Annotated in this window: 16 protein-coding genes; 8 read left to right on the forward strand and 8 right to left on the reverse strand. The window is 70.0% G+C overall.

What is annotated here, in order from left to right; translation table 11 throughout:
* Nucleotides 1–113: 113 nt before the first annotated feature.
* Nucleotides 114–2,585 carry a dipeptide ABC transporter ATP-binding protein gene (locus ABY42_RS16000; RefSeq protein ID WP_050460090.1) on the forward strand — a complete coding sequence of 824 codons (2,472 nt, stop codon included), beginning with the start codon at nt 114–116 and terminating at the stop codon, nt 2,583–2,585.
* Nucleotides 2,586–2,612: 27 nt separating this feature from the next.
* On the opposite strand, the gene ABY42_RS16005 is transcribed toward ABY42_RS16000, so the two are convergent.
* Both ABY42_RS16005 and ABY42_RS16010 read right to left on the reverse strand, forming a co-directional pair.
* Nucleotides 2,613–3,437, reverse strand: coding sequence for a polysaccharide deacetylase family protein (locus tag ABY42_RS16005; protein ID WP_050460091.1), 825 nt, complete (start codon nt 3,435–3,437; stop codon nt 2,613–2,615).
* Nucleotides 3,438–3,534: 97 nt separating this feature from the next.
* Complete coding sequence (locus tag ABY42_RS16010) at nt 3,535–4,488, reverse strand: TIGR03560 family F420-dependent LLM class oxidoreductase (RefSeq protein ID WP_050460092.1); 954 nt, start codon at nt 4,486–4,488, stop codon at nt 3,535–3,537.
* A gap of 174 nt (nt 4,489–4,662) precedes the next feature.
* On the opposite strand from ABY42_RS16010, the gene ABY42_RS16015 reads away from it, so the two are divergent.
* From ABY42_RS16015 to ABY42_RS16030, 4 genes are all read left to right on the forward strand, one after another.
* A complete protein-coding gene (locus tag ABY42_RS16015) occupies nt 4,663–5,388 on the forward strand; it encodes an SDR family NAD(P)-dependent oxidoreductase (protein ID WP_004971995.1) in 726 nt (241 codons plus the stop codon).
* 605 nt (nt 5,389–5,993) lie between these two features.
* On the forward strand, nt 5,994–6,401 hold the full coding sequence (locus ABY42_RS16020; protein WP_004971991.1) for a PPC domain-containing DNA-binding protein: 408 nt from the start codon (nt 5,994–5,996) through the stop codon (nt 6,399–6,401).
* 548 nt (nt 6,402–6,949) lie between these two features.
* Entirely contained in the window at nt 6,950–7,813 is an 864-nt protein-coding gene (locus ABY42_RS16025; protein WP_050460093.1) for an HFX_2341 family transcriptional regulator domain-containing protein, read from the forward strand.
* 78 nt (nt 7,814–7,891) lie between these two features.
* The gene (locus ABY42_RS16030) at nt 7,892–9,121 is read left to right on the forward strand and encodes a PQQ-binding-like beta-propeller repeat protein (protein WP_050460094.1); all 1,230 of its coding nucleotides are present in this window, start codon (nt 7,892–7,894) and stop codon (nt 9,119–9,121) included.
* 66 nt (nt 9,122–9,187) lie between these two features.
* Here the strand turns inward: ABY42_RS16030 and ABY42_RS16035 are convergent, their stop codons facing one another.
* The 4 genes from ABY42_RS16035 to ABY42_RS16050 all read right to left on the reverse strand — a co-directional run bounded on the left by ABY42_RS16035 (nt 9,188) and on the right by ABY42_RS16050 (nt 13,519).
* The gene (locus tag ABY42_RS16035) at nt 9,188–10,816 is read right to left on the reverse strand and encodes a hypothetical protein (protein ID WP_050460095.1); all 1,629 of its coding nucleotides are present in this window, start codon (nt 10,814–10,816) and stop codon (nt 9,188–9,190) included.
* A complete protein-coding gene (locus tag ABY42_RS16040) occupies nt 10,813–11,595 on the reverse strand; it encodes an ABC transporter ATP-binding protein (protein WP_050460096.1) in 783 nt (260 codons plus the stop codon). The genes ABY42_RS16035 and ABY42_RS16040 overlap by 4 nt, the downstream gene beginning before the upstream one ends.
* 86 nt (nt 11,596–11,681) lie before the next feature.
* Entirely contained in the window at nt 11,682–12,548 is an 867-nt protein-coding gene (locus ABY42_RS16045; protein ID WP_050460097.1) for a DUF7847 domain-containing protein, read from the reverse strand.
* A gap of 152 nt (nt 12,549–12,700) precedes the next feature.
* Nucleotides 12,701–13,519, reverse strand: coding sequence for an alpha/beta fold hydrolase (locus tag ABY42_RS16050; protein ID WP_050460098.1), 819 nt, complete (start codon nt 13,517–13,519; stop codon nt 12,701–12,703).
* Nucleotides 13,520–13,652: 133 nt separating this feature from the next.
* Between ABY42_RS16050 and ABY42_RS16055 the strand changes: the two genes are divergently transcribed.
* Complete coding sequence (locus ABY42_RS16055) at nt 13,653–14,339, forward strand: helix-turn-helix domain-containing protein (protein ID WP_050460099.1); 687 nt, start codon at nt 13,653–13,655, stop codon at nt 14,337–14,339.
* A 43-nt stretch (nt 14,340–14,382) separates the two neighbouring features.
* Here ABY42_RS16055 and ABY42_RS16060 read toward each other — a convergent pair whose 3' ends face one another.
* Both ABY42_RS16060 and ABY42_RS16065 read right to left on the reverse strand, forming a co-directional pair.
* Nucleotides 14,383–15,606: an outer membrane protein assembly factor BamB family protein gene (locus ABY42_RS16060; RefSeq protein ID WP_050460100.1), complete on the reverse strand. Its 1,224-nt coding sequence runs from the start codon at nt 15,604–15,606 to the stop codon at nt 14,383–14,385.
* Nucleotides 15,603–16,892 carry an outer membrane protein assembly factor BamB family protein gene (locus ABY42_RS16065; RefSeq protein WP_050460101.1) on the reverse strand — a complete coding sequence of 430 codons (1,290 nt, stop codon included), beginning with the start codon at nt 16,890–16,892 and terminating at the stop codon, nt 15,603–15,605. The genes ABY42_RS16060 and ABY42_RS16065 overlap by 4 nt, the downstream gene beginning before the upstream one ends.
* 129 nt (nt 16,893–17,021) lie before the next feature.
* On the opposite strand from ABY42_RS16065, the gene ABY42_RS16070 reads away from it, so the two are divergent.
* The gene (locus tag ABY42_RS16070) at nt 17,022–18,212 is read left to right on the forward strand and encodes a PQQ-binding-like beta-propeller repeat protein (RefSeq protein ID WP_050460102.1); all 1,191 of its coding nucleotides are present in this window, start codon (nt 17,022–17,024) and stop codon (nt 18,210–18,212) included.
* On the forward strand, nt 18,202–19,458 hold the full coding sequence (locus tag ABY42_RS16075; RefSeq protein ID WP_050460103.1) for an outer membrane protein assembly factor BamB family protein: 1,257 nt from the start codon (nt 18,202–18,204) through the stop codon (nt 19,456–19,458). Before ABY42_RS16070 ends, ABY42_RS16075 begins: the two co-directional genes overlap by 11 nt.
* The last annotated feature ends 14 nt before the right edge of the window (nt 19,459–19,472 follow it).

Here is a 19,472-nt window from a genome sequence, read left to right on the forward strand (position 1 = left end):
TCGCTCGCCCGCCGAACTATCGCTCCCTTCCCGGGACGGCGTCGGAACTCGCTCTCGCGGTTCTGCAGAGGCACCCATCTCACGCACCGACGCCCCCCACCACTCCACGACCAATGTCTGATACGCTACTCACCGTCCGCGACCTGCACACCCACTTCCGCACCGACGCGGGGACCGTTCGGGCCGTCGACGGTATCTCGTTCGAGGTACAGCGCGGCGAAGTGCTCGGCTTAGTCGGCGAGAGCGGCGCCGGAAAGAGCGTCGCGGCGCGGAGCATCATGCGCCTCATCGACTCGCCGGGCGTCATCGTCAACGGCGAGGTCCGCTTCGAAGACGACCTGCTCGTCGGCGTCGAGCGCGGCGACGACCCCGACGACGAACCGCGTCAGGACCCCGAGATGCTGTCGAGCCGCGAGATTCGCGAGCGCATCCGGGGCCGCGAAATCGCGATGATATTTCAGGACCCCACGGAGAGCCTCAACCCGGTGTTCACCGTCGGCGAGCAGTTGAGCGAGATTATCGGGCTCAACCGCGACGTGTCGGCGGCCGAGGCCGAGGCCATCGCCGTCGAGCGCCTCCGCGAGGTCGGCATCCCCGAGGCCGAACGCCGGATGGACGACTACCCCCACGAGTTCTCCGGCGGGATGCGCCAGCGCGTCCTCATCGCGATGGCGTTCGCGTGCGAACCGAGCCTCGTCGTCGCCGACGAGCCGACCACCGCGCTCGACGTGACCGTCGAGGCGCAGATTCTCGACCTCGTGAAGGACCTCGCGGCCCGCTACGACACCTCGTTCGTCTGGGTCACCCACGACATGGGCGTCGTCGCCGAGATATGCGACCGCGTCGCCGTGATGTACCTCGGCGAAATCGTCGAGCAGGCGACCGTCGACGACCTCTTTCACGACACGAAACACCCCTACACCGAGGCGCTTCTCGGGTCGATTCCGCGGCCCGACCGCGACGTGGACGGCCTGTCGCCCATCGAGGGCATCATGCCGGAGGCCATCAACCCGCCGAGCGGCTGTCGCTTCCACACGCGGTGCCCGCACGCCCGAGAGGCGTGTCTACACGTCCACCCCGACGCCCGACTCGTCGACGAGGGCGGCGAAGGAGACGGCGACGTGGCGATACAGGCCGGTGACGGAACCGCCGTCACCGAAGTCGCCGCCGCGCCGCACCGGGCGGCGTGCCTGCGCAACGACTCGTTCGCCGAGGCGGGCTACTGGGAGAGCGCCCCGCTCGACGACGCCGAGTCCGCCTCCGGGTCGGCCGCCGCAGAGTCGGATTCCGCCGAGACCGGTGACGCCGCCGAGACTGGCCCCGGTTCAACGTTCGACCCCGACGCCGACCCGCTCCTCAGCGTCCGCGACCTGCGGAAGTACTTCGACGCGAGCGACGGCTTCCTCGACCGCCTCCGGTTCGACCGCGACGCGGGACTGCTTCCCTTCTCGGTCGACCGCGAGTACGTTCGCGCGGTCGACGGCGTCTCGTTCGACATCCTGCCCGGCGAGACGCTCGGCCTCGTCGGCGAGTCCGGCTGCGGGAAGTCCACGCTCGCGCGGACGCTCCTCCGGTTGGTCGACCCGACCTCCGGCGACATCGTCTTCGACGGGGAGAACCTCGCCGAACTGTCGAAAGAGGAGCTTCGCAAGCGCCGCAAGCGCATGCAGTTCGTCTTTCAGGACCCGCAGGCGTCGCTCGACCCGCGGATGACCGTCGGCGAAATCGTCGAGGAGCCGATGCAGGCCCACGGGCTCTACGAGGGCGAACGCGAGGCGCGGGCGCGCGAACTGCTGGAGACGGTCGGCCTCGACGCCGACCACTACAACCGCTACCCCCACCAGTTCTCGGGCGGCCAGCGCCAGCGGGTCAACCTCGCGCGGGCGCTCTCGGTCGACCCCGACTTCATCGTCTGCGACGAGCCGACCTCGGCGCTCGACGCGTCGGTGCAGGCGCAGGTGCTCAACACGATGAAGGAACTTCAGGACGAGTTCGGGCTGACGTACCTCTTCATCAGCCACGACCTGAGCGTCATCCGCCACGTCTGCGACCGCGTGGCCGTGATGTACCTCGGCGAACTGGTCGAACTCGCGGACAAGGACGACCTGTTCGAGTCGCCGAAACACCCCTACACGCGGGCGCTCCTCTCGTCGATTCCGGTGCCCGACCCGCGGGTGTCCCGCGAGACCGTCCCGCTGTCCGGCGACGTTCCGTCGCCGATTCACCCGCCGAGCGGCTGCCGGTTCCACACCCGGTGTCCGAGCCTCGTCGCCCCGGAGGACCTCGACCTCGGCGACGAGGAGTGGGACCGCGCGCGCCGGTTCGTCAGAGCTGTCCAGCGTGAATCCCCGGATATCGTCGCCGACGACGCTCGCGCGACCTACTTCCCAGACGGCCTCCCCGCCGGCGACGCCGGTACGACCGTGGAGCGCGCGCTCTCGCTCGCGGCCGACGGCGCGTGGCGCGACGCCGCGTCGCTCCTGACCGAGACGTTCGTCGAACCCAGCGTCTGTACCTCCGAGGTGCCGGCGCTGGACTCGCCCGACGAACTCGACCGTATCGTCAGCTGTCACCACTACTCCTGAAAAAGCGCCGCCGGCTTTACCTCGCCCTCACGCCGACCCGAACCGGTCGGCGACTTCGTCCACGGTTTCGAAGGCGACGCCCGGCGCGTCGGCGACGTGTTCGACGAACGATTCGAGCCGGGCGAGCCGGTGGGACTGCCCGATGACCTGCGGGTGCATCGTGAGGACGAACACGCCGCCGTCGACGTTGTCCACCATCCAGTCGAACTGCTCGCGCCACTGGCGGAACACCGCTTTCTCGTTCGCGTAGCCCCGCTCGCGGTTGAAGGCGAACGCCGGGAAGTCGTCGCGCTGCCACGAGACGGGCACCTCGACGATGTCGGTCTCGGTGCCGCGTTCGAAGGGGGCGTCGGCGGGCGCGGCCCACCCCTCGCGGACGCGGTACGGCTCGAAGTCGGTCGCCATCTGGCTCGAGTCCCACTCGAAGCCGAGCTCGTCGAGGATGCCGAGCGTGTGGGTCGAAAAGTCCCACGAGGGCGAACGGTAGCCGGTCGGCCGCCGACCCGTGAGGTCGACGATACTCTCGACGCCGCGTTTCACGTCGTCGTACTCCGCCGCTCGCGACTCGTACTGTCGGGGGCGGGTGTGGGACCAGCCGTGGTGTTGGACGTCGTGGCCGCGACTCCACACCTCCTCGGCGGCCTCGGGGAAGCTATCGATGGTGTGGCCCGGCGTGAACCACGTGGTCTCGACGCCGAACTCGTCCAAGAGGTCGAGGACGCGGGGCGCGCCCACGTCGACGCCGAAGAGTCCTCTCGACAGTTTCGTCGGGCTGTCCGGCGATTCGAACGAGTGTATCCACGAGGAGACGCCGTCGAAGTCGAAGGTGAGGCAGACGCTGTGGTGAGTCACGCTTCGACGTACGAAAATAGATGTGATAGCTGTTTCCATGCCGCACTCGCGGGACGCGGCCCAAGCCGGGTCGATTCGCGGACTCCCGACCCGCAGGTTACCGAAACGCCGGCGCGACGCGCTCGGCGAACAGCTCGGCGCTCGTGGTCTCGGGGAAGTCCACGAACTCCACGACGACCTCGCCGAAGCCCATCTCGTCGAACGTCTCCAGTCGCTCGCGGACCTGCTCCGGCGTGCCGACGAGCGGGTACTCGCTGTCGGCGACGTTCTCGGGTTTGAACCGCGGGAAGTGCTCGTCGAGCAGGGCGTCGAGTTCCGCCTCGTCCTCGCGGAGCAGACACCGCGCGAACCACGAGCGCTCTATCTCCTCGAACGACCGGCCGTAGCCCTCGCAGTGGCGTTCCAGCACGTCCAGTTTGTGTTGCATCACCTCCGGCGGCCCCCAGAAGTTCCACGAATCGGCGTACTGGGCGGTGATTCGGAGCGTGAACGACTCGCCGCCGCCGCCGACCATGATGGGCGGATGCGGGTCTCGGACGGGATGCGGCTGACACATCGCCTCGTCGAGGGTGTAGTAGTCGCCGTCGAAGCTGACCGTCTCCTCGGTCCACAGGCGCTTGAGCATCCGAATCGACTCCTCGAGCATCCGGAGGCGAGTCGGGGCGTCCGGCCAGTCGTAGCCGTAGGCCCGCGCCTCGCTCTCCTTCCAGCCGGCACCCATGCCGAGTTTCAGCCGTCCGTCGCTCACGGCGTCGAGCGTCGCGGCCTGCTTGGCGAGGAGCGCGGGGTTTCGGAAGTGGTTGTTCACCGTCTTCGGGTAGAGGTACACGTCCTCGGTCTCGCGGGCGATGGCGGCCAGCGTGACGAAACACTCCGTCGTCGGGCCGCTGCCGGTCATGACGTGGTCGGGGACGGCGACGCCGTCGAAGCCGAGGTTCTCCATCGCCACGGCGAACTCGACCTGCGCGTCCCACGAAATCTCGTCGCAGAACGCCAACTGGGAGTGAACGGAGTCGCCGGCGCTGGTCGGAACGTTGACTGCGAACTGCATACGAACGGCTCACGCGCGACCACGAAAACAGTTACCACTCCACTCACCGCGTTATTCGCCTCGACCGCGTCGTTCGCACCGCGCTCGGCTCCGACAGTACCGCTCGTCGGCACCCCGACAGTACCGCTCGCCGCCACCCCAACACGTACTACGGTTCGCGCCCTCCCGAACCACATGACGGACAATCAGCGCGCGGCAGTCGTGACCGGCGCGTCCAGCGGTATCGGGCGGGCGGTCGTCGAGCGACTCCGAGCGGACTACGACTACGTCGCTTGCTTCGATATCGAGACCGGCGAGACCGACTGGGACGACGAGCGCGTCCACGAGTTCGCCGTCGACGTTCGCGACCCCGACGCGGTCGCGGACGCGGTGGCGGCGGTCGAATCGGTCGCCGACGTGGCGGCGCTCGTGAACAACGCGGGCATCTCGCGGGCCGTCTCTCTCGCGGACCTCGACCCGGACGAGTGGGACCGCGTCCTCGACGTGAACCTCAAGGGGCAGTACGTCGTCGCCCGCGCCGTCGCGCCGGCCATGGTCGAGCGCGGCGAGGGTGCCATCGTCAACGTGTCGAGCGTCGCCGGCCTCCGCGGGAGTGCCACCGGCGGCGTCCACTACTCCTCGTCGAAGGCGGGCGTCTTCGGGCTCACGAAGGGGCTGGCGAAACAGCTCGGCCCCGAGGTGCGCGTCAACTGCGTCGCGCCGGGGCTCGTCGAGACGCCGCTTCTCACCGAGTCGAACCTCTGGACCGAGGAGGCGCTCGCCGAGTACGCCGCCGACCTCCCGCTCGAACGCATCGGGACGCCCGAGGAGGTCGCCGACGTGGTCGCGTTCCTCTGCGACGGCGCGGGCTACGTGACGGGCACGGTGCTGACGGTCGACGGCGGGTCGATGCTCCGGTGACGCGCCGGCCGACCGCGGTCACGGACAGTGCCGAGTTGCGCCGGGCCGAACCGAGTTGGTCGCCAAATATATCGAAAACAAACATATATCAAATACCAGAACTACTGTCGCTCGTCCGAATACCTTCGGGCGATTCGCCGTCGGTCGGTCTCTCCGTCGGTTCGACACGCCTCGCCCGTCGGTCGCGATAACGCTGCCCGGCGAAAAACGCGTTACTTCGCCTCTGTGCCGGATTCCCTCCACTTTCTGTGCGTCCGAGATGACGACCGGACGAGCGCGGTCGGATTGGTTGTCGTGTCCGCGGTCATCCGTGACTTCGACGACCACTCCGCCGACCGAATCCGTCTATTAGGGGGACAAGCCGTCTATCACGGGCCGGCAACTGGGGATACTGGCGAATGGGAAGATTGGCCCGCGGTCATCGATTTGATGTGACAGTGGGCGGGCGGGGAGTCGAGAACGAGACCCGACTAACATACGTGTGAATCGACTGTTCTTGTGACTATCTAGAAGTCAAACAATTTGGAACCCCGTTCGTCCCGCAACGTTGAGCCTTTCAAAACATATTACGCCGCCGCCGCTGTACCGGACGCTCGGGCACAACCATGGACTACGTCAAAGAAGACGACACGGTCGTCGTCAGGCTGGACCCCGGCGAACAGGTCCTCGACTCGCTCGCGACGGTGCGCGACGAGTTCGACATCGAACACGGCTTTCTCACGGGTATCGGCGCGGTCGACTCCGTTACGCTCGGCCACTACGACGTGGGCGACCAGGAGTACCTCGAAGAGGAGTTCACGGGCCAGTTCGAGGTGACGAGCTTCCTCGGCAACATCGGCCCCGACAAGATTCACACGCACATTCAGGTCGGCACGCGCGACTTCGAGACGCTCGGCGGCCACTGTTCCGGCGCGCGCGTCTCCGGGACGTTCGAGGTCGTCATCCACCTCGGCGAGACGCCGCTGACCCACCACCTCGACGAGCGGACCGGTCTCGACGTGTTCGACATCTGAACCGGGCCGGACCGGGGCGGGCCGAACTGAACCGGACTGACCCGAGTGAGCCGCGGTGCGGACACTCGATTTCTTTTCTGCGCGGCTGTCGCGGGTCGAGAGCGGCGCGCTCGTCGGGCGACGAGTGAGGTTCGGAGAAAGAAAAGACGGTGCTGTCGGGGCGTCGGCCGGCGGTGGAGGGCCGAAGCGAGGGGGGCTGGAGGGCGCGTGGTCGGCGGACTGGCCGACGCCCCGAGCGCACCGAACGAGGGTTCCGGGGGGTCGTCCGCCGACGCGGGGTCCGCCGCGGGGACGCGACCGGGGACCGGTGGTCGCGCCGCCGTCGGCGGGTCGCAACCGCCGGTCCGTTGGAGCGCGGCCGGCGGCAACTATTCGTAGTCGGCAACCCACATTGGCGGTTCCTCGGTAACTACCGTAAGTTACGTGAGTAGCATGAATAGCGTGTATCGCTCTCGATTCGGCGTTCCTGGGCGCTCTATCGTTCGCTCACGGGAGAATCTCCCAACCGAATGACTTTCGACGCGGGAAGTCGTGGCCGAGAGTGACAGATGAAACGACACCTCCGCGTTCACATCGTCCCCCTGTGGCGCGAACACGACCGCATCGTCGGCCCCATCGAGGACGACCGGCCGGACAAGGTCTACCTCCTCGAACACGAGGACCCCGCGGTCGAGCGCCCGACCTACCACGACGCGGTCGTCGACCGCATCGCCGACGTGGTCGGCACCCCGCCTGACGTCGAGTACCTCGACCTCTTCGACATGTACGAGGTGATGGGCGCGATTACGACCATCGCCGACTGGCACCCCGACGACTTCGTCCGCGTCAACGTCACCGCCGGCACAAAGCGCGCGGCCGTCGGCGCGACGATGGCCTGCATGGACGAACGCACCGACGCCGAACCGTACGTCGTCGACCCCGAGGTCCGGCCGCACGGCCTCGACGCGCCGGTCACCGAGGGCTTCGCGCAGGCGTCGCTCCTGACGACCTACCAAATCGACTCGCCCTCCCCCGACCAGGTCGCCGCGCTCGCCATCATCGAGGCCCACGACACCGACGCCAAACACGCGAAGAAGAAGACGCTCATCACCGAGGCGGCCCGCTACGGCCTCGAGTTCATGCGCGGCCGCGTCGACGGCGAGGCCGCCGACTACGAACCCGTCACCGGTGACTACAACGTCCTCGACAACCGCGTCACCGCGACGCTCGAACATCAGGGCTACGTCACCGTCACCCAGCGCGGCACCCGCCGCTACCTCGAACTCACGGAGGAGGGCAGACAGACGCTCCGCGCGTTCCGACACCGCGCCGAATCGGTCGTCTCGGACCTCGAAGCGCGGACCGACGACCCGTCCGAGAACGTCGATTTCGCCCTCGACAACCCGGTCGACGCGCTCGTCGAGGGCCGGTAAGCTGCGTCGTTACTCTCTCCTTTTCGCTGTCGTTCCAGGGACAACTGTTAGTACGGTAGCGACGGGACACAGACATGTATGCCCTCCAACATGCACACGCGCAGAGCCGTCCTCGCGGCCGGCGGCGCGACCGCCCTCGCGTCGCTCTCAGGCTGTGTCGCCCGCGCGTTCAGCACCCTCGACGTCGAGCGCGACTACCGACGCGACGCGCCCGTCGGCGACGTGACGGGCGCGTGGCCGACCTACCAGCGCGACTTCGCCAACACCGGTTACACGACCGACCCCGGCCCCTCGGCGGACGCGGGCGTCGAGCGAATCGCGTCCGGCGACGCGGCGCTCGCCACCTCAGTCGCGGTCGCCGACGCCCGCGGCGTGCTCGGCTACAGCGACGGGGACGGCGAGGACGGCGTGTATCGCGCGCTCGACCTCGACGCCGAGACCGCTCCCGCGGACTCCGACGACGCGTGGACCGTCGACTACGCCTACGGGAAGTCCACGCCCACGCTCGCCGGCGACGCGATGTTCGTCTCGACCGCGGAGTTCGTCGCGGCCTACGACGCCCGGACCGGCGAGCGGTGCTGGCGGACGAGCGAGGGCGGGTACGGGACTCCCGCGAACGCGCCGGTGCTCGCCGCGGAAACGCTCGTCGACGGCGGCGGTTCGACCGTCTTCGGGCGCGACCCCGCGACCGGAGAGGAGCGATGGAGCTACGACGCCGGCAGGGCCTCGCCCGGTCTCGCCGCCCGCGACGGCGTCGTCTACACGCCAATCGGCGTCGACCACGAGCAGACCGGCGTCGCCGCGCTCGACGCCGCGACCGGCGAGGAGCGGTGGCGACGCGAGGTCCTCCCGCAGAGCGCCGTCCCGCTCACGGTGGACGACGCCCATCTCTACTACAGCGCTCACCGCGGGAACGTGCTCGCCCTCGCCCTCGAAGACGGGTCGACGCAGTGGCGGGCGTCGGTCCCGCTCCCGGAGAACGGAAGCCCGCAGACAGCCGTCGCGGACGACACGCTTCACGTCCAGTCCTCGCGGGGGAGTCTCGCCGCGTTCGACGCCGCCGACGGCGCGACGAAGTGGACGCTGTCGCTCGATGCGGATACGTTCGCCCGCCCGCCGGTCGTCGCCGGCGACACCCGGTTCGTGGCGAGCGACGACCACCTCTCGGCCGTCTCGGCGGCGTCCAGCGAGGTACTGTGGTCGAAGGCGCTCGACGCGCGGCCTACTGGCGGCCTGTCGGTCCGCGGTTCCGAGATTTACTTCGCCGGAATGGGACGTGCCCCCGGCGTGTTCCGCGTAGCCGACTGAGGCCAGCGGGCCGTCGCCGCGGTTGCCGACGCGACGCCGAGTTCACACCTCACGACGCGCTCGCCGTCACTCGAACGTGTACGTCCGGTACCGTCGAACCGCGTACCGGTACGAACCGTAGGAGACGCCGACGGTCACGAGGAGGTACAGCCCGAGCCCGGCGGCGAGAAGCGGCGTCGCGGAGAGGTGCCCGGTGACGCCGAACCACGTGGCGACGAGGCCGATGACGGTGCCGGGGCCGACGACGAGCATGAACGCCATCAGCACGAGCGTCGAGGGGACGACGGTCGTCGCGCCCCAGAACTCACGTTCCTCGTATATCGGGTACGCCGCGCCGATGCCGACCGCGAAGGCCGCGGCGGCGACGCACATGAACACGCCGACGAGCGCGAAGCCGACCGCCGACAGCGGCGACGTGCCGAGGGCGACGGTCGCCAGCGGGAGCGCCGCGGCGACCGGCACCCCGAGAATCACGCCGGCGAGCACGCGACCGCGAACCAGTTCCCGCGGCGCAGTCGGAGTCAACAGCAACATCGGGAACTGCGGGCGGTCGTCGCCGATGGGGTTGAGACCGAACGTCGCGCCCGCGAGGTAGGTTCCCAGGCCGGCCCCGCTCGCGGCGAGCAGCGGGCCGAGGGCGTCGGCCGAAGACTGGACGATGGTCGTCCCGAGCGGGCCGAGGAAGAACACCAGCATCACGAGGTGCGTGAACTTCTGGGGGTGGCGGACGCCGCGGACGAGCAGGCCCCACGCGACGTGGCCCCCGTTCGTCCCCGCGAGCGGTTTCGGCGTCGAGAAGCCGCCGGTCGAATCGGTCGCCTTCGCGCCTGCCGCCGACGAGCCTCGGTCGCCCCCCGTCGCGCGGTCGGTGAACCAGAGGGCGCTCGCCTGTCGGGTGGCGACGGCAAGGCCGACGGGCGTGAGTGCGACGATGGCCGCGAAGGTGACGACGGCGGCCGCCGAGAACGGTCGGGCGAGTGGAGTCCCGACGAATGCGAGCGCGAGGTAGTCTGCGAGCGGGCCGACCGTCAGCGTCGCCGCCAGCCACTCGAGCGGGAGCGACCCCTCGGCCAGCAACCGCCCGAACGACTGCGAGACGAGGACGAGCCCGACCATCGCGACGAAGCCGACGACCTTGAGGGTGCGTCGGACGCCGGGAAGGCGCTTGAACGCGCGGAGCACGGCGACGCCGACCGCGTAGCCCCAGACGGTCGTACAGCACGCCAGCGGGGCCGCGACGACGGCCGTCGTGAGCAACAGCGACGGCGCGCCGAGGCCGGCCGTGAACGTCGCGGCGACGACCGCGAGCGGGAGCCCGAACCAGAGTCCAATTCGACAGATTTCGGCGGTGATGAGTCCGATGACGACGGCCCGCGGATGAACCGTCGTGAGCACGAGCGACTCGTTTTCGACGCGGCCGATGCGTTCGAGCGTTCGGAACGTCGCGAGGAGCGCGAGCCCCACCGGTATCGCGGTGGCGACGAGGTCGAAGAAGGGAATCTCGGTCACGGACTGCGCGCCCCGGCCGACGACGTAGACGGCCGGGAGCGAAAACAGGAGGCTGCCGCCGAAGAACAGCAAGAGCAACAGCAGGCCGATGATTCGGCGCGTCTCGGAGGCGTACCCCCGGAGGCTCCGCACGAACTCGGCGCGCCCGATTCGCAGGCCGTGGCGAACGTCTCGTCGGAGGCTCATTCGTCGGCGACACCCGACAGCTGCGTCTCGTCGCTCGTGACCGCGAGGAACGCGTCTTCGAGCGAGCCCTCGCCGCCCGTCTGGGCGCGCGATTTCACCTCGTCGGGCGTCCCCTCGGCGACGACGCGACCGTCGAACAGGACGCCGACCTCGTCGGCGACGGCCTCGACCACGGGGAGGATGTGCGTCGAGAGGAAGACCGTCGCCCCCGCGTCGGCCACGTCGCCGATGGAGGTCCGAATCTGTCTCGCCGCGCGGGGGTCGAGCCCGGAGGTCGGCTCGTCGAGAAACAGCACGTCCGGCTCGTGGAGCACGCTCTGGATGAACGCGGTCTTCTGTTTCATCCCCTTCGAGTACGTGCCGATGCGCTTGTTCGCGTCGCCGACGAGGCCGAACTGGTCGAGCAGGTCGTCGATGCGCGCCTCGGCGGTCTCCGACGGGATGTCGCGGAGGTCGGCGACGTAGTCGAGTTGCTCGCGGGCGCTGAACTCGTCGTACAGCGGCGGCGTCTCCGGAAGGTAGCCGACGTGCGGCGCGAGTTTCCTGCGGTCGCTCACGTCGAGTCCGCAGATGCGGACCGAGCCCGAGGTGGGCTGTGAGAGCCCCGTCAGGATGCGCATCGTCGTCGTCTTCCCCGCGCCGTTCGGCCCGAGAAATCCGTACACCGTTCCGCTCGGAATCGACAGCGAAACGCCGTCGAGCGCGACCTCGGAGCCGTAGGACTTCCTGAGGTCGGTCGCTTCGACGGCGACGTCCGCGTCCGCGTTGGTGGAGGGCATGGGACGGCCCGCGTTTCGCCCCCCGGACGCCTAACGGTTGCGAATTGATACACGTCCGACAGAAATGGCGGCGGTTCGCGGCGGCGTCAGGGGTTTACTCCCTCGGGGTTCGCCGGGCGAATCGACCGATAGAACGCGGTCGAGTACGCGGCGAAGAAGCCGCCGGTGAGACCGCTGACGAGGACAAGGCCGACCGCGATGGCGACCATGCCGACGACGCCGACGGTCGGAAGGCTCGAAAACGCCGACGCGGCGGTCGCGCCGGTTTCCGACCCGGCCACCGCGGCCCCCTGATGCTGGAGCGACGGGGTGAGTAGGAGCGAGGCCACGCCGCCGACCACGCCGGCGAGGAGGCCGCCGAGTCCGACGATGACGGAGTAGCCGAAGACCGACACGAGGTTGTTCCTGACGCACGAGATGCTGCGCTTGACGCCGTCGACCGCGCCGAGGTCGTCGATAACGATGGCGTGACCGAAGAACTGCATGACGAACACCACGGCGAGGTAGGTGAGGGTCACGGCGAGGACGATGACGGCCAGAACCGCGAGCGTGGCGGTCCCCGGTTGGCTGCCGCTCCCGATGAGGAGGAGGCCAAAGAACAGCGAGGCGAAGACGCCGATGAACGCCAACACGAGGTTGACCGCGAGCAGGCTGAAGTAGACCGCGAGCAGCGAGACGTAGTGCGACTTCCCCTCGTTGACGAGCGTCCCGAGCGAGGTGTGACCGTCGATGGCCTCGTTGGCCATGCCGAGGACGCCACCGAGGAAGAACGGGACGACGAACACGGTGAGGCCGCTGAATCCCAGCGAGACGATGCTTCCGATGAGCGGGCTGACCGCCTGCGCGAACAGCGACGGGAGTTGGATGAGGCTGAACGCCGCGGCGACGACGAACAGTATCGGGTTCCGTCTGAGAGAGCCGGCGGCTGTGCCGATGGCTTGGAGGGCTGCCATACCGACCACGTCTCCGCACCGAGCAAAGAATGTTGGGTTGACAGGTCGTCTCGCGCGTCCGGTCTCCGACCCGCGATTCGGTCGCAAACGAGCGCGAGACGGCTCGTATCTCTGAGATCGCGATTACACCTGTACCCGTGTAATCGACGTTTTCACGCGTGACTGGCCCGGTCACGGAGGAACGAATCGACCGCGGCCGCGACCCGCTCGGGGTCGTCGCCGGGGCCGCCGTGACCGAGCGCGTCGAACTCGACGAACCGACTGGTCGGCAGGGAGTCGTGGACGTTTCGGGCGCTCTCGCGGAGGAAGTCGGGGCCGCCGGTGCCGGCCATGACCACGGTGGGTGCGTCAACGTCCAGGCGGGCCGGAAGCCGGTAGCGTTCGACGGCGCGGTTCATCCGGACGACCTCCTCGGCGAGGGCCACGCAGTCGGGCCAGACGGGCCACTCGTCGAGCCACGCGTCGAGGTCGTCGATGCCGTCGGGGTGGAGCACCTGCTCGACGTAGCGTTTGACCGCCTCGCGCCGTTCTCCCACCTCGACGAGCGCGGCCATGCGCTCCGAGAGGTCCGCCTCTCTCCGGTACGCCTCCGGGAGCACCGCCGGCTCGTAGGCGGCGACGGCGGCCACCCGCGCGTCGGTCGCCGCTTCGAGAGCCGTGAGCGCGCCGAAGGAGTGACCGAACAGCGCCGGGTCGCGTCCGGTCGCCTCGCGAATCTCGTCGACGGCTTCCCGGACGTACTCGACCTCGCGCTCCAGCACCGCCTCGGCGGGCGTCGTCTCGACGTCGTCCAGACAGGTGCCGAAGCCGGGTCGCTCCGGGACGACGACCTCGTAGCCGTCGAGGTGCGGGACGACCGCGTCCCAGTACGCCGGCGGTGCCATCCCGCCGTGACAGCACAGAAGCGGCGCGCCGCTCCCGAATCGCTCGTCGGACAGTTCTGTTCCGCGTTCGAATCGAATCGGTTGCATCGCGGCCTCGCTTGTCGCCGGCGGCGACTAAGTCGCACTCTCAGCCGTGCGGTCGTTTAAGTGGCCTCCGAGGGCGGGCGACCGCCTCGGCCGCTTCGACACGTCCATGACCGACCGCCGAGACAGCGGACGTATGGGTCTCATCGCCGAGTTCGACATCGACTGCGACGCGCTCCCGCTGACCGGGGTCGCGGCGGCGGTTCCGGAGGCGACGCTCGCGTTGGAACTCCAGTACAACCACGGCGAGCGGCCGATGTTCATCGTGACGGTCACCGGCGGGGCACACCGGGCACTCGAAACCGCCATCGACGACGCCGTCGACGTGGCCGACTGGACGCGAATCGGCGAGTCGGGCGAGACCCGCCGGTATCAGGCCGTCCCGGCGCTGACCTTCGAAGAACAGCTCGGTGACAGCCTCGACGACCTCGCCGGGCTGGAGGCCCTCGCCACCGCCGACGCCATCATCGAGCGCATCGAGGTCCGACGGGGTGGTTGGCGACAGATCGGTTGGTTCGCGGACCGCGACGCGTTCGGGCGGTTCGCATCGTTCTGGCGGCGGAACGCCGGCTTCGGACTCCGGCGCCTCGCCCGCGACGGCGACCCCGAACCGCCGGGCGAGGGGCTCACCGACCGACAGGACGAGGCGCTCCGGACGGCGTACGAACTGGGCTACTTCGACATCCCCCGCGGGGCCACCCTGCGGGAGGTCGCCGACGAACTCGGCATCACCGCTTCTTCGACCTCCGAGCGACTCCGACGGGCGCAGACCCGGCTCATCGCCGAGACGGTGGCGACGACGTGGCCGCCGCTTCCGAACTGACGGGTCGACGAACCACTCAGGTCGGTCGCGTCCGAAGACCGACCTAACTGAGTCGGACGACGGCGCCCCGGCCGGCGAAGTAGACGCCGCCCTCGGCGACGCTCGGGCCGATGTCGAAGCGCTGGCGTTTGCCCGCCGCCAACTCTTGTCGCGTGTTTCCGGTGGGGGCGTCGAGGACGGTTATCGCTCCCCCGCTGTCGTCGTGCGTCGGGACGAACACGGTCCCCGCGCCGACGGCGATGCCGCTCGCGTAGCTTCCGGCGTAGTTTCGGTTGTCCCAGCAGCGGGTCCCGTCGGCCAACGCGAGCGTGACCAACCGGTCGTCGGTCGCGACGTACACCCGGCTGCCGTCGGTCGCGATGGTCTCGGGCCGCCTCGGTCGACTCTCGCCGCCCGCCCGCTGCGGTTCGAGTCGATAGCGCCAGCGCTCCGCGCCCGTCTCGGCGTCGAGTCCGAGCACGCTCCCGGCACCGGTCCCGACGAGGACGGTTCCCTCGACCACCGAGACGTTGCACGCGATTCGGGCGCTCGTCTTCGCGCGCCAGCGCTCCGTCCCGTCGGCCGTCGCCAGCGCCCGGACGTAGGTGTCGTCGCCGGCGGTGTAGACGGTGTCGCCGGCGACGGCGGGCGTCGAGTCGGAGGGGAACCCGGTCGCGGCCCGCCAGCGGGTCTCGCCGGTCGAACGCGACAGCGCGTGAGTCGCGACGCCCGCTTGGACGTAGACGGTGTCGCCCGCGACGATGGGGCTCGCGCCGAAGATGCCGCCGCCGAGTCCCTCCCGCTTCCAGCGTCGGTCACCCGTCGCCGCGTCGAAGGCGTGGGTCTCCTCGCGGGTCACGACGACGAGCGTTCCGTCGCCGACTGCGGGCGCGGGCTCGGGGTCGGTGAGCGGTCTGGTCCACGTTCGCTCGCCCGTGTCGGCGTCGACCGCGGAGAGTTCGTCGTCCATGTCGTGGACGTAGACGGTGCCGTCGGCGACGACCGGGACGTGGTGGCCCACGTAGGTCTCCACGGGCACCGTCCAATCGACGGCGAGGTCGCCCTCGGGGACGGCCTCGGACGCGACGGCCCCGGTGTTCGTCGTCGGACCCATCACGCCGCGCCAGTCCGCGGTCGCCGGCTCGACGGGGTCGTACTCGGGGCACTCCCCGCTCGTCGGATTGTGCTCCGACCGCGTTCCGAGACAGCCCGCCGCGCCGACGGCGGCGGCGCTTCCGAGACTCGCCAAGAGTCGACGCCGAGTCGGTCGCTGGCCGGTGTCGGTCATGCGACCTTCACCACCCCGTGGTGCGCGTGGGTCAGATACATCGCTTCCTCGGTGATGACCGGCGACGCCATCGGTCGCCTGTAGTACGGTTCGGCGAAGTAGTTCCCCGACTGGAGCCACTCGTCGGCGTCGCCGCCCCACAGGCGCGTCCCGTCGGCGGCGTCGACGGCTCCGGTTCGGAGGTAGACTCGCCCGTCGGCGACGGGCGGGCGAGCGAGATACGGGAGGGTCGTCGGATCGCGGTCGTGGCTCGGCGGCGCTTCGTTCACCACGCGCCAGCGCTCGCCGCCATCGGTCCGGGAGAGCGCGTAGAGGTTCTTCGCGCCGACGTAGACTCGCTCGCCGTCGACCGTCGGCGGGCCGGCGGCCTCCGAGCCGGTCACGAACCGCCAGCGCTCCTTGCCGGTGTCGGCGTCGAGCGCGTAGACGGTTCCGCCGACGGTCGCGTACAGCGCGTCGTCGGTGACGGCGAGGCCGTTGGGCGACCGGCCGTACCGGCCGTCGAGCACCGTCCGCCAGCGCCGCCCGCCGCCGTGGTCGTAGCCGAGGACGACGACCGCCTCGCGCTCCCGCTCGAACGGCGTGAAGGCGGCGTAGACGCCGCGGTCGTCGGCGACGGGCATCGTCGTCTCGACCGGCTCGTCCGGGCCGACGAGGAGTTCGAGCGCCCCCGGCCGGTCGGCGGTCCACAGCCGGTTCCCGTCGCTTCCGACGGCGTGCAGGCGGCCGTTCCCGCTTTCGACGTACAGTCTGTTCCCGTACGCCGTCGGGGTTCCCAGCCGGCCGCCGAGGTCCGCGGCCCACTCGCTCGACCCGTCGCTTCCGACGGCGTGGAGGGTGCCGTCGTAGCCTCCGACGACGACGATTCCCGGGTCGTCGCCGACGACCGCGGGGCCGCCGCTGAGCCCGTCCGGGAAGCCTTCGACCCACCGGACCGACCCGGACTCGGCGTCAATCGCGGCCAGCGGGCTGGTGAAGTCGTCCGGCCTGTAATAGTGGGTAGCGAGTCCGGTGACGTAGACGGCCCCGTCGGCGACGACCGGCGGGGCGAGCGCGCCGTAGAGCGGCGGGTCGAGGCTCCCCCGCGAGACGCTCCACGAGACGGTTCCCTCGGTCGGGCCGGCGGGCGCGTGACCTGTCGCCTGCGGGTCGTATCCGGCGGTCGGCCACGCCGTCGTCGGCGCGTCGAACGTCGCGTCCGGAGACGGTGGTGAGCCACCGCACCCGGCGACCACGCCCGCGAGCGCGACTCCGCCGGCGGCCAGTACCTCGCGTCTGGAGAGCATACGACCGCCGTCTCGGCGCGGGATAAAAACCTTCGTGGCTCCTCGCTCGAAGGGTTCGCCGGCCGCGGCCGGTCGCGCCGCCGTCGAAACCAACAGGAGTATTATCAGCCGGACCACACGTCCTCGCTGATGCCCTCCTATTCGAGACGCGACGCGCTGAAGGCTCTCCCGGCGCTCGCCGCCGGGCTCGCCGGCTGTGCGAGCCTCACGGGCCGCGACGACTCGCTCCCGATGCCGACCGCGTGGACGGCGGGCGTGCGGACTCCGACCCGCGCCCTGCGCCCGCCGTCCGGCCCCCTGCTCGTCGGAACCGGGAGCCCGTTTCACGCCGACCCGATGGTGTCCGCGCTCGACCCCGAGACCGGCGAGGAGCGCTGGGCGGTGACCGGCCGGAAGGGCTACCGGTCGCCGCTCGGCGTCGACGACCAGTACGCGTACCTGTTCTCGAAGGCGGGACGGGCCACGGCGGTCGATTACGAGGCGGGCGAGCGAGCATGGAACATCGGGCTGACGGGCGTCGGTAGCGCCGACCCGGGCGTCGTTCAGTACCCGCCGGTCGTCGCCGACGACACCGTCGTCTTCCCCATCTCGGGCACGGAAAACGACGTGGTGGACCGACTGCTCGGGCTGTCCCGCGAGGACGGCGAGCGGCGTTTTCGCGCCGAACTTCCGGCGTCGCTGGCCGGCGCGCCCGCGTCCGCACCCGCCGGAGGCGGCTCCCAAGCCGGCGTCATTGCGCCCATTCTGGACGGAACAGTCCGCCGGTTCGCCACGGATGAGTCCGAATCGTGGCGCGCCGACGTGGGGGCGTCCCCGTCGTCGGTGGCGGTCGCCGGCGACACCGTCTTCGTCGGGAGCGCGACCGAGGAACTGTTGGCGCTCGACGCGGCGACCGGCGAGCTTCGGTGGCGCGGGTCGCTCCGAAACACCGTGTTCGCCCGGCCGCTCGTCTCCGACGGCCGCGTGTACGTCGGCGGCGCGGACTACTTCCTGTACGCCTTCGACGCCGAGACGGGAACCCGACTGTGGCGGCGCGAACTGGCCGGCCCCGTGACCTGCGGACCGACCCGCGTCGGCGACCGACTGGTGACCGTCGTGGGGTCGGACCTCCTCGTCCGGGGGCACAGCGGGACCGTCCCGTTCGAACCGACCGCGCTGTACGTCCACGCGACCGACGGCACCCTCCTCGGCGAGTACCGGTTCGAGGGCTACCTCGACGGCGGCACGGTGAACTGGGTCGTCGCCGCGGGCGACGGCGTCTACGTCGGACAGGAGTGGCAACTCGCTCGCCTCGACGCGGGGGTGCTCGATGCCGAGTGAGCGTCCGGAGCGGATGGGTTCGGCCGGAAGCCGGGAGCAAACCGTCACCCGCCGCGAGGTGCTCGGGACGCTCGCGGCCGTCGGCTCGCTCTCCGTCGCCGGCTGTAGCTCGATTCCCGGACTCGGCGGGAGACGACCGGTCTGGCGACGCGATATCGACGGGGCGTTCATGGCCGGCCCGCCCGCCGTCACCGACGGACTGGTCCTCGCCGGGATGCAGGACAAGGCGTTGTACGGCCTGCGGCGCGAGGACGGGTCGACCGCCGTCCGGTTCGAGACCGGCGGCCCGATAGAGACGCGACCCGTCGCCCCGCCGTCCGGCGGCCCGTACCACGTCCACAGCACCGACGGCGACCTCTACGCCGTCGATTCCTCGGGCGACGAACTGTGGCGCGACGAGGGCACGGCCCATCGAGCGAGACTCGCCCGCACCGAGTCGCTCGTCGCCGAACTCGATTTCGCCGGCCCCGAGAACACGCTCACCGGATACGACCCACAGACTGGCGACCGACGCTTCGAACGGGCGGTTTCGTCGTACTCCCTCGACGGTGTCGCCGACGACTCGGTCGTGGTTCGCGTGCCGGTGAGCGAGACCGAATCGCGCGTCGTCTCGCTCTCGCCGGCGGACGGGAGCGTCCGGTGGCGGACCGAATCCCAGCCGCGGCACCCCGCGGTCGTCGCGGACTCCCGACTCGCCGTCGCCGTGTGGGACGGGACGCTGGTGGCCTACGAACCGTCGAACGGGAGCGTTCGCTGGCGAACCTCTGTCAGCAGCCCCGGGCGCACGATGGTCCTCGGGTCGCAGTTGTACCTTTCCCACGACCGACCGGACGGGCACGCGGAACTGCTCGCGTTCGACCGGAAGACGGGCGAGAAGCGGTGGGCGAATCCCGTGGGCTATCAGATTCGGTCGGTCGAGGCCACGGACGACGCGGTGTTCGTCGGGAGCCGCGTCGACGACCCCGACGGCGGGATGCTCGGCCGAATCGACCGCTTCGACCTCGACGGCACGCGGCGGTGGCAGACCGTAACCGGACTCCCGTCGCTGGACTCGCTCGCCGTCACGGGCTCCCGCGTCGTCGCCGGCTGGGACCGGGGCTTCGAGGTGCTTTCCCGGGAGTCGGGCCAGACGCGGTGGTCGTACGAACCAGACTCGCACAGCCGACTCTCTCTCCGCGTCGAGCCGTCGTCGGTGTTCGTCTCGTACGTCGACGACGGCGCAGTCGCGCGGTTCCCGCTGGAGTGACCGCGAGGACGACG

The organism is Haloferax gibbonsii (assembly GCF_001190965.1).
GTDB classification, from domain to species: domain Archaea; phylum Halobacteriota; class Halobacteria; order Halobacteriales; family Haloferacaceae; genus Haloferax; species Haloferax gibbonsii.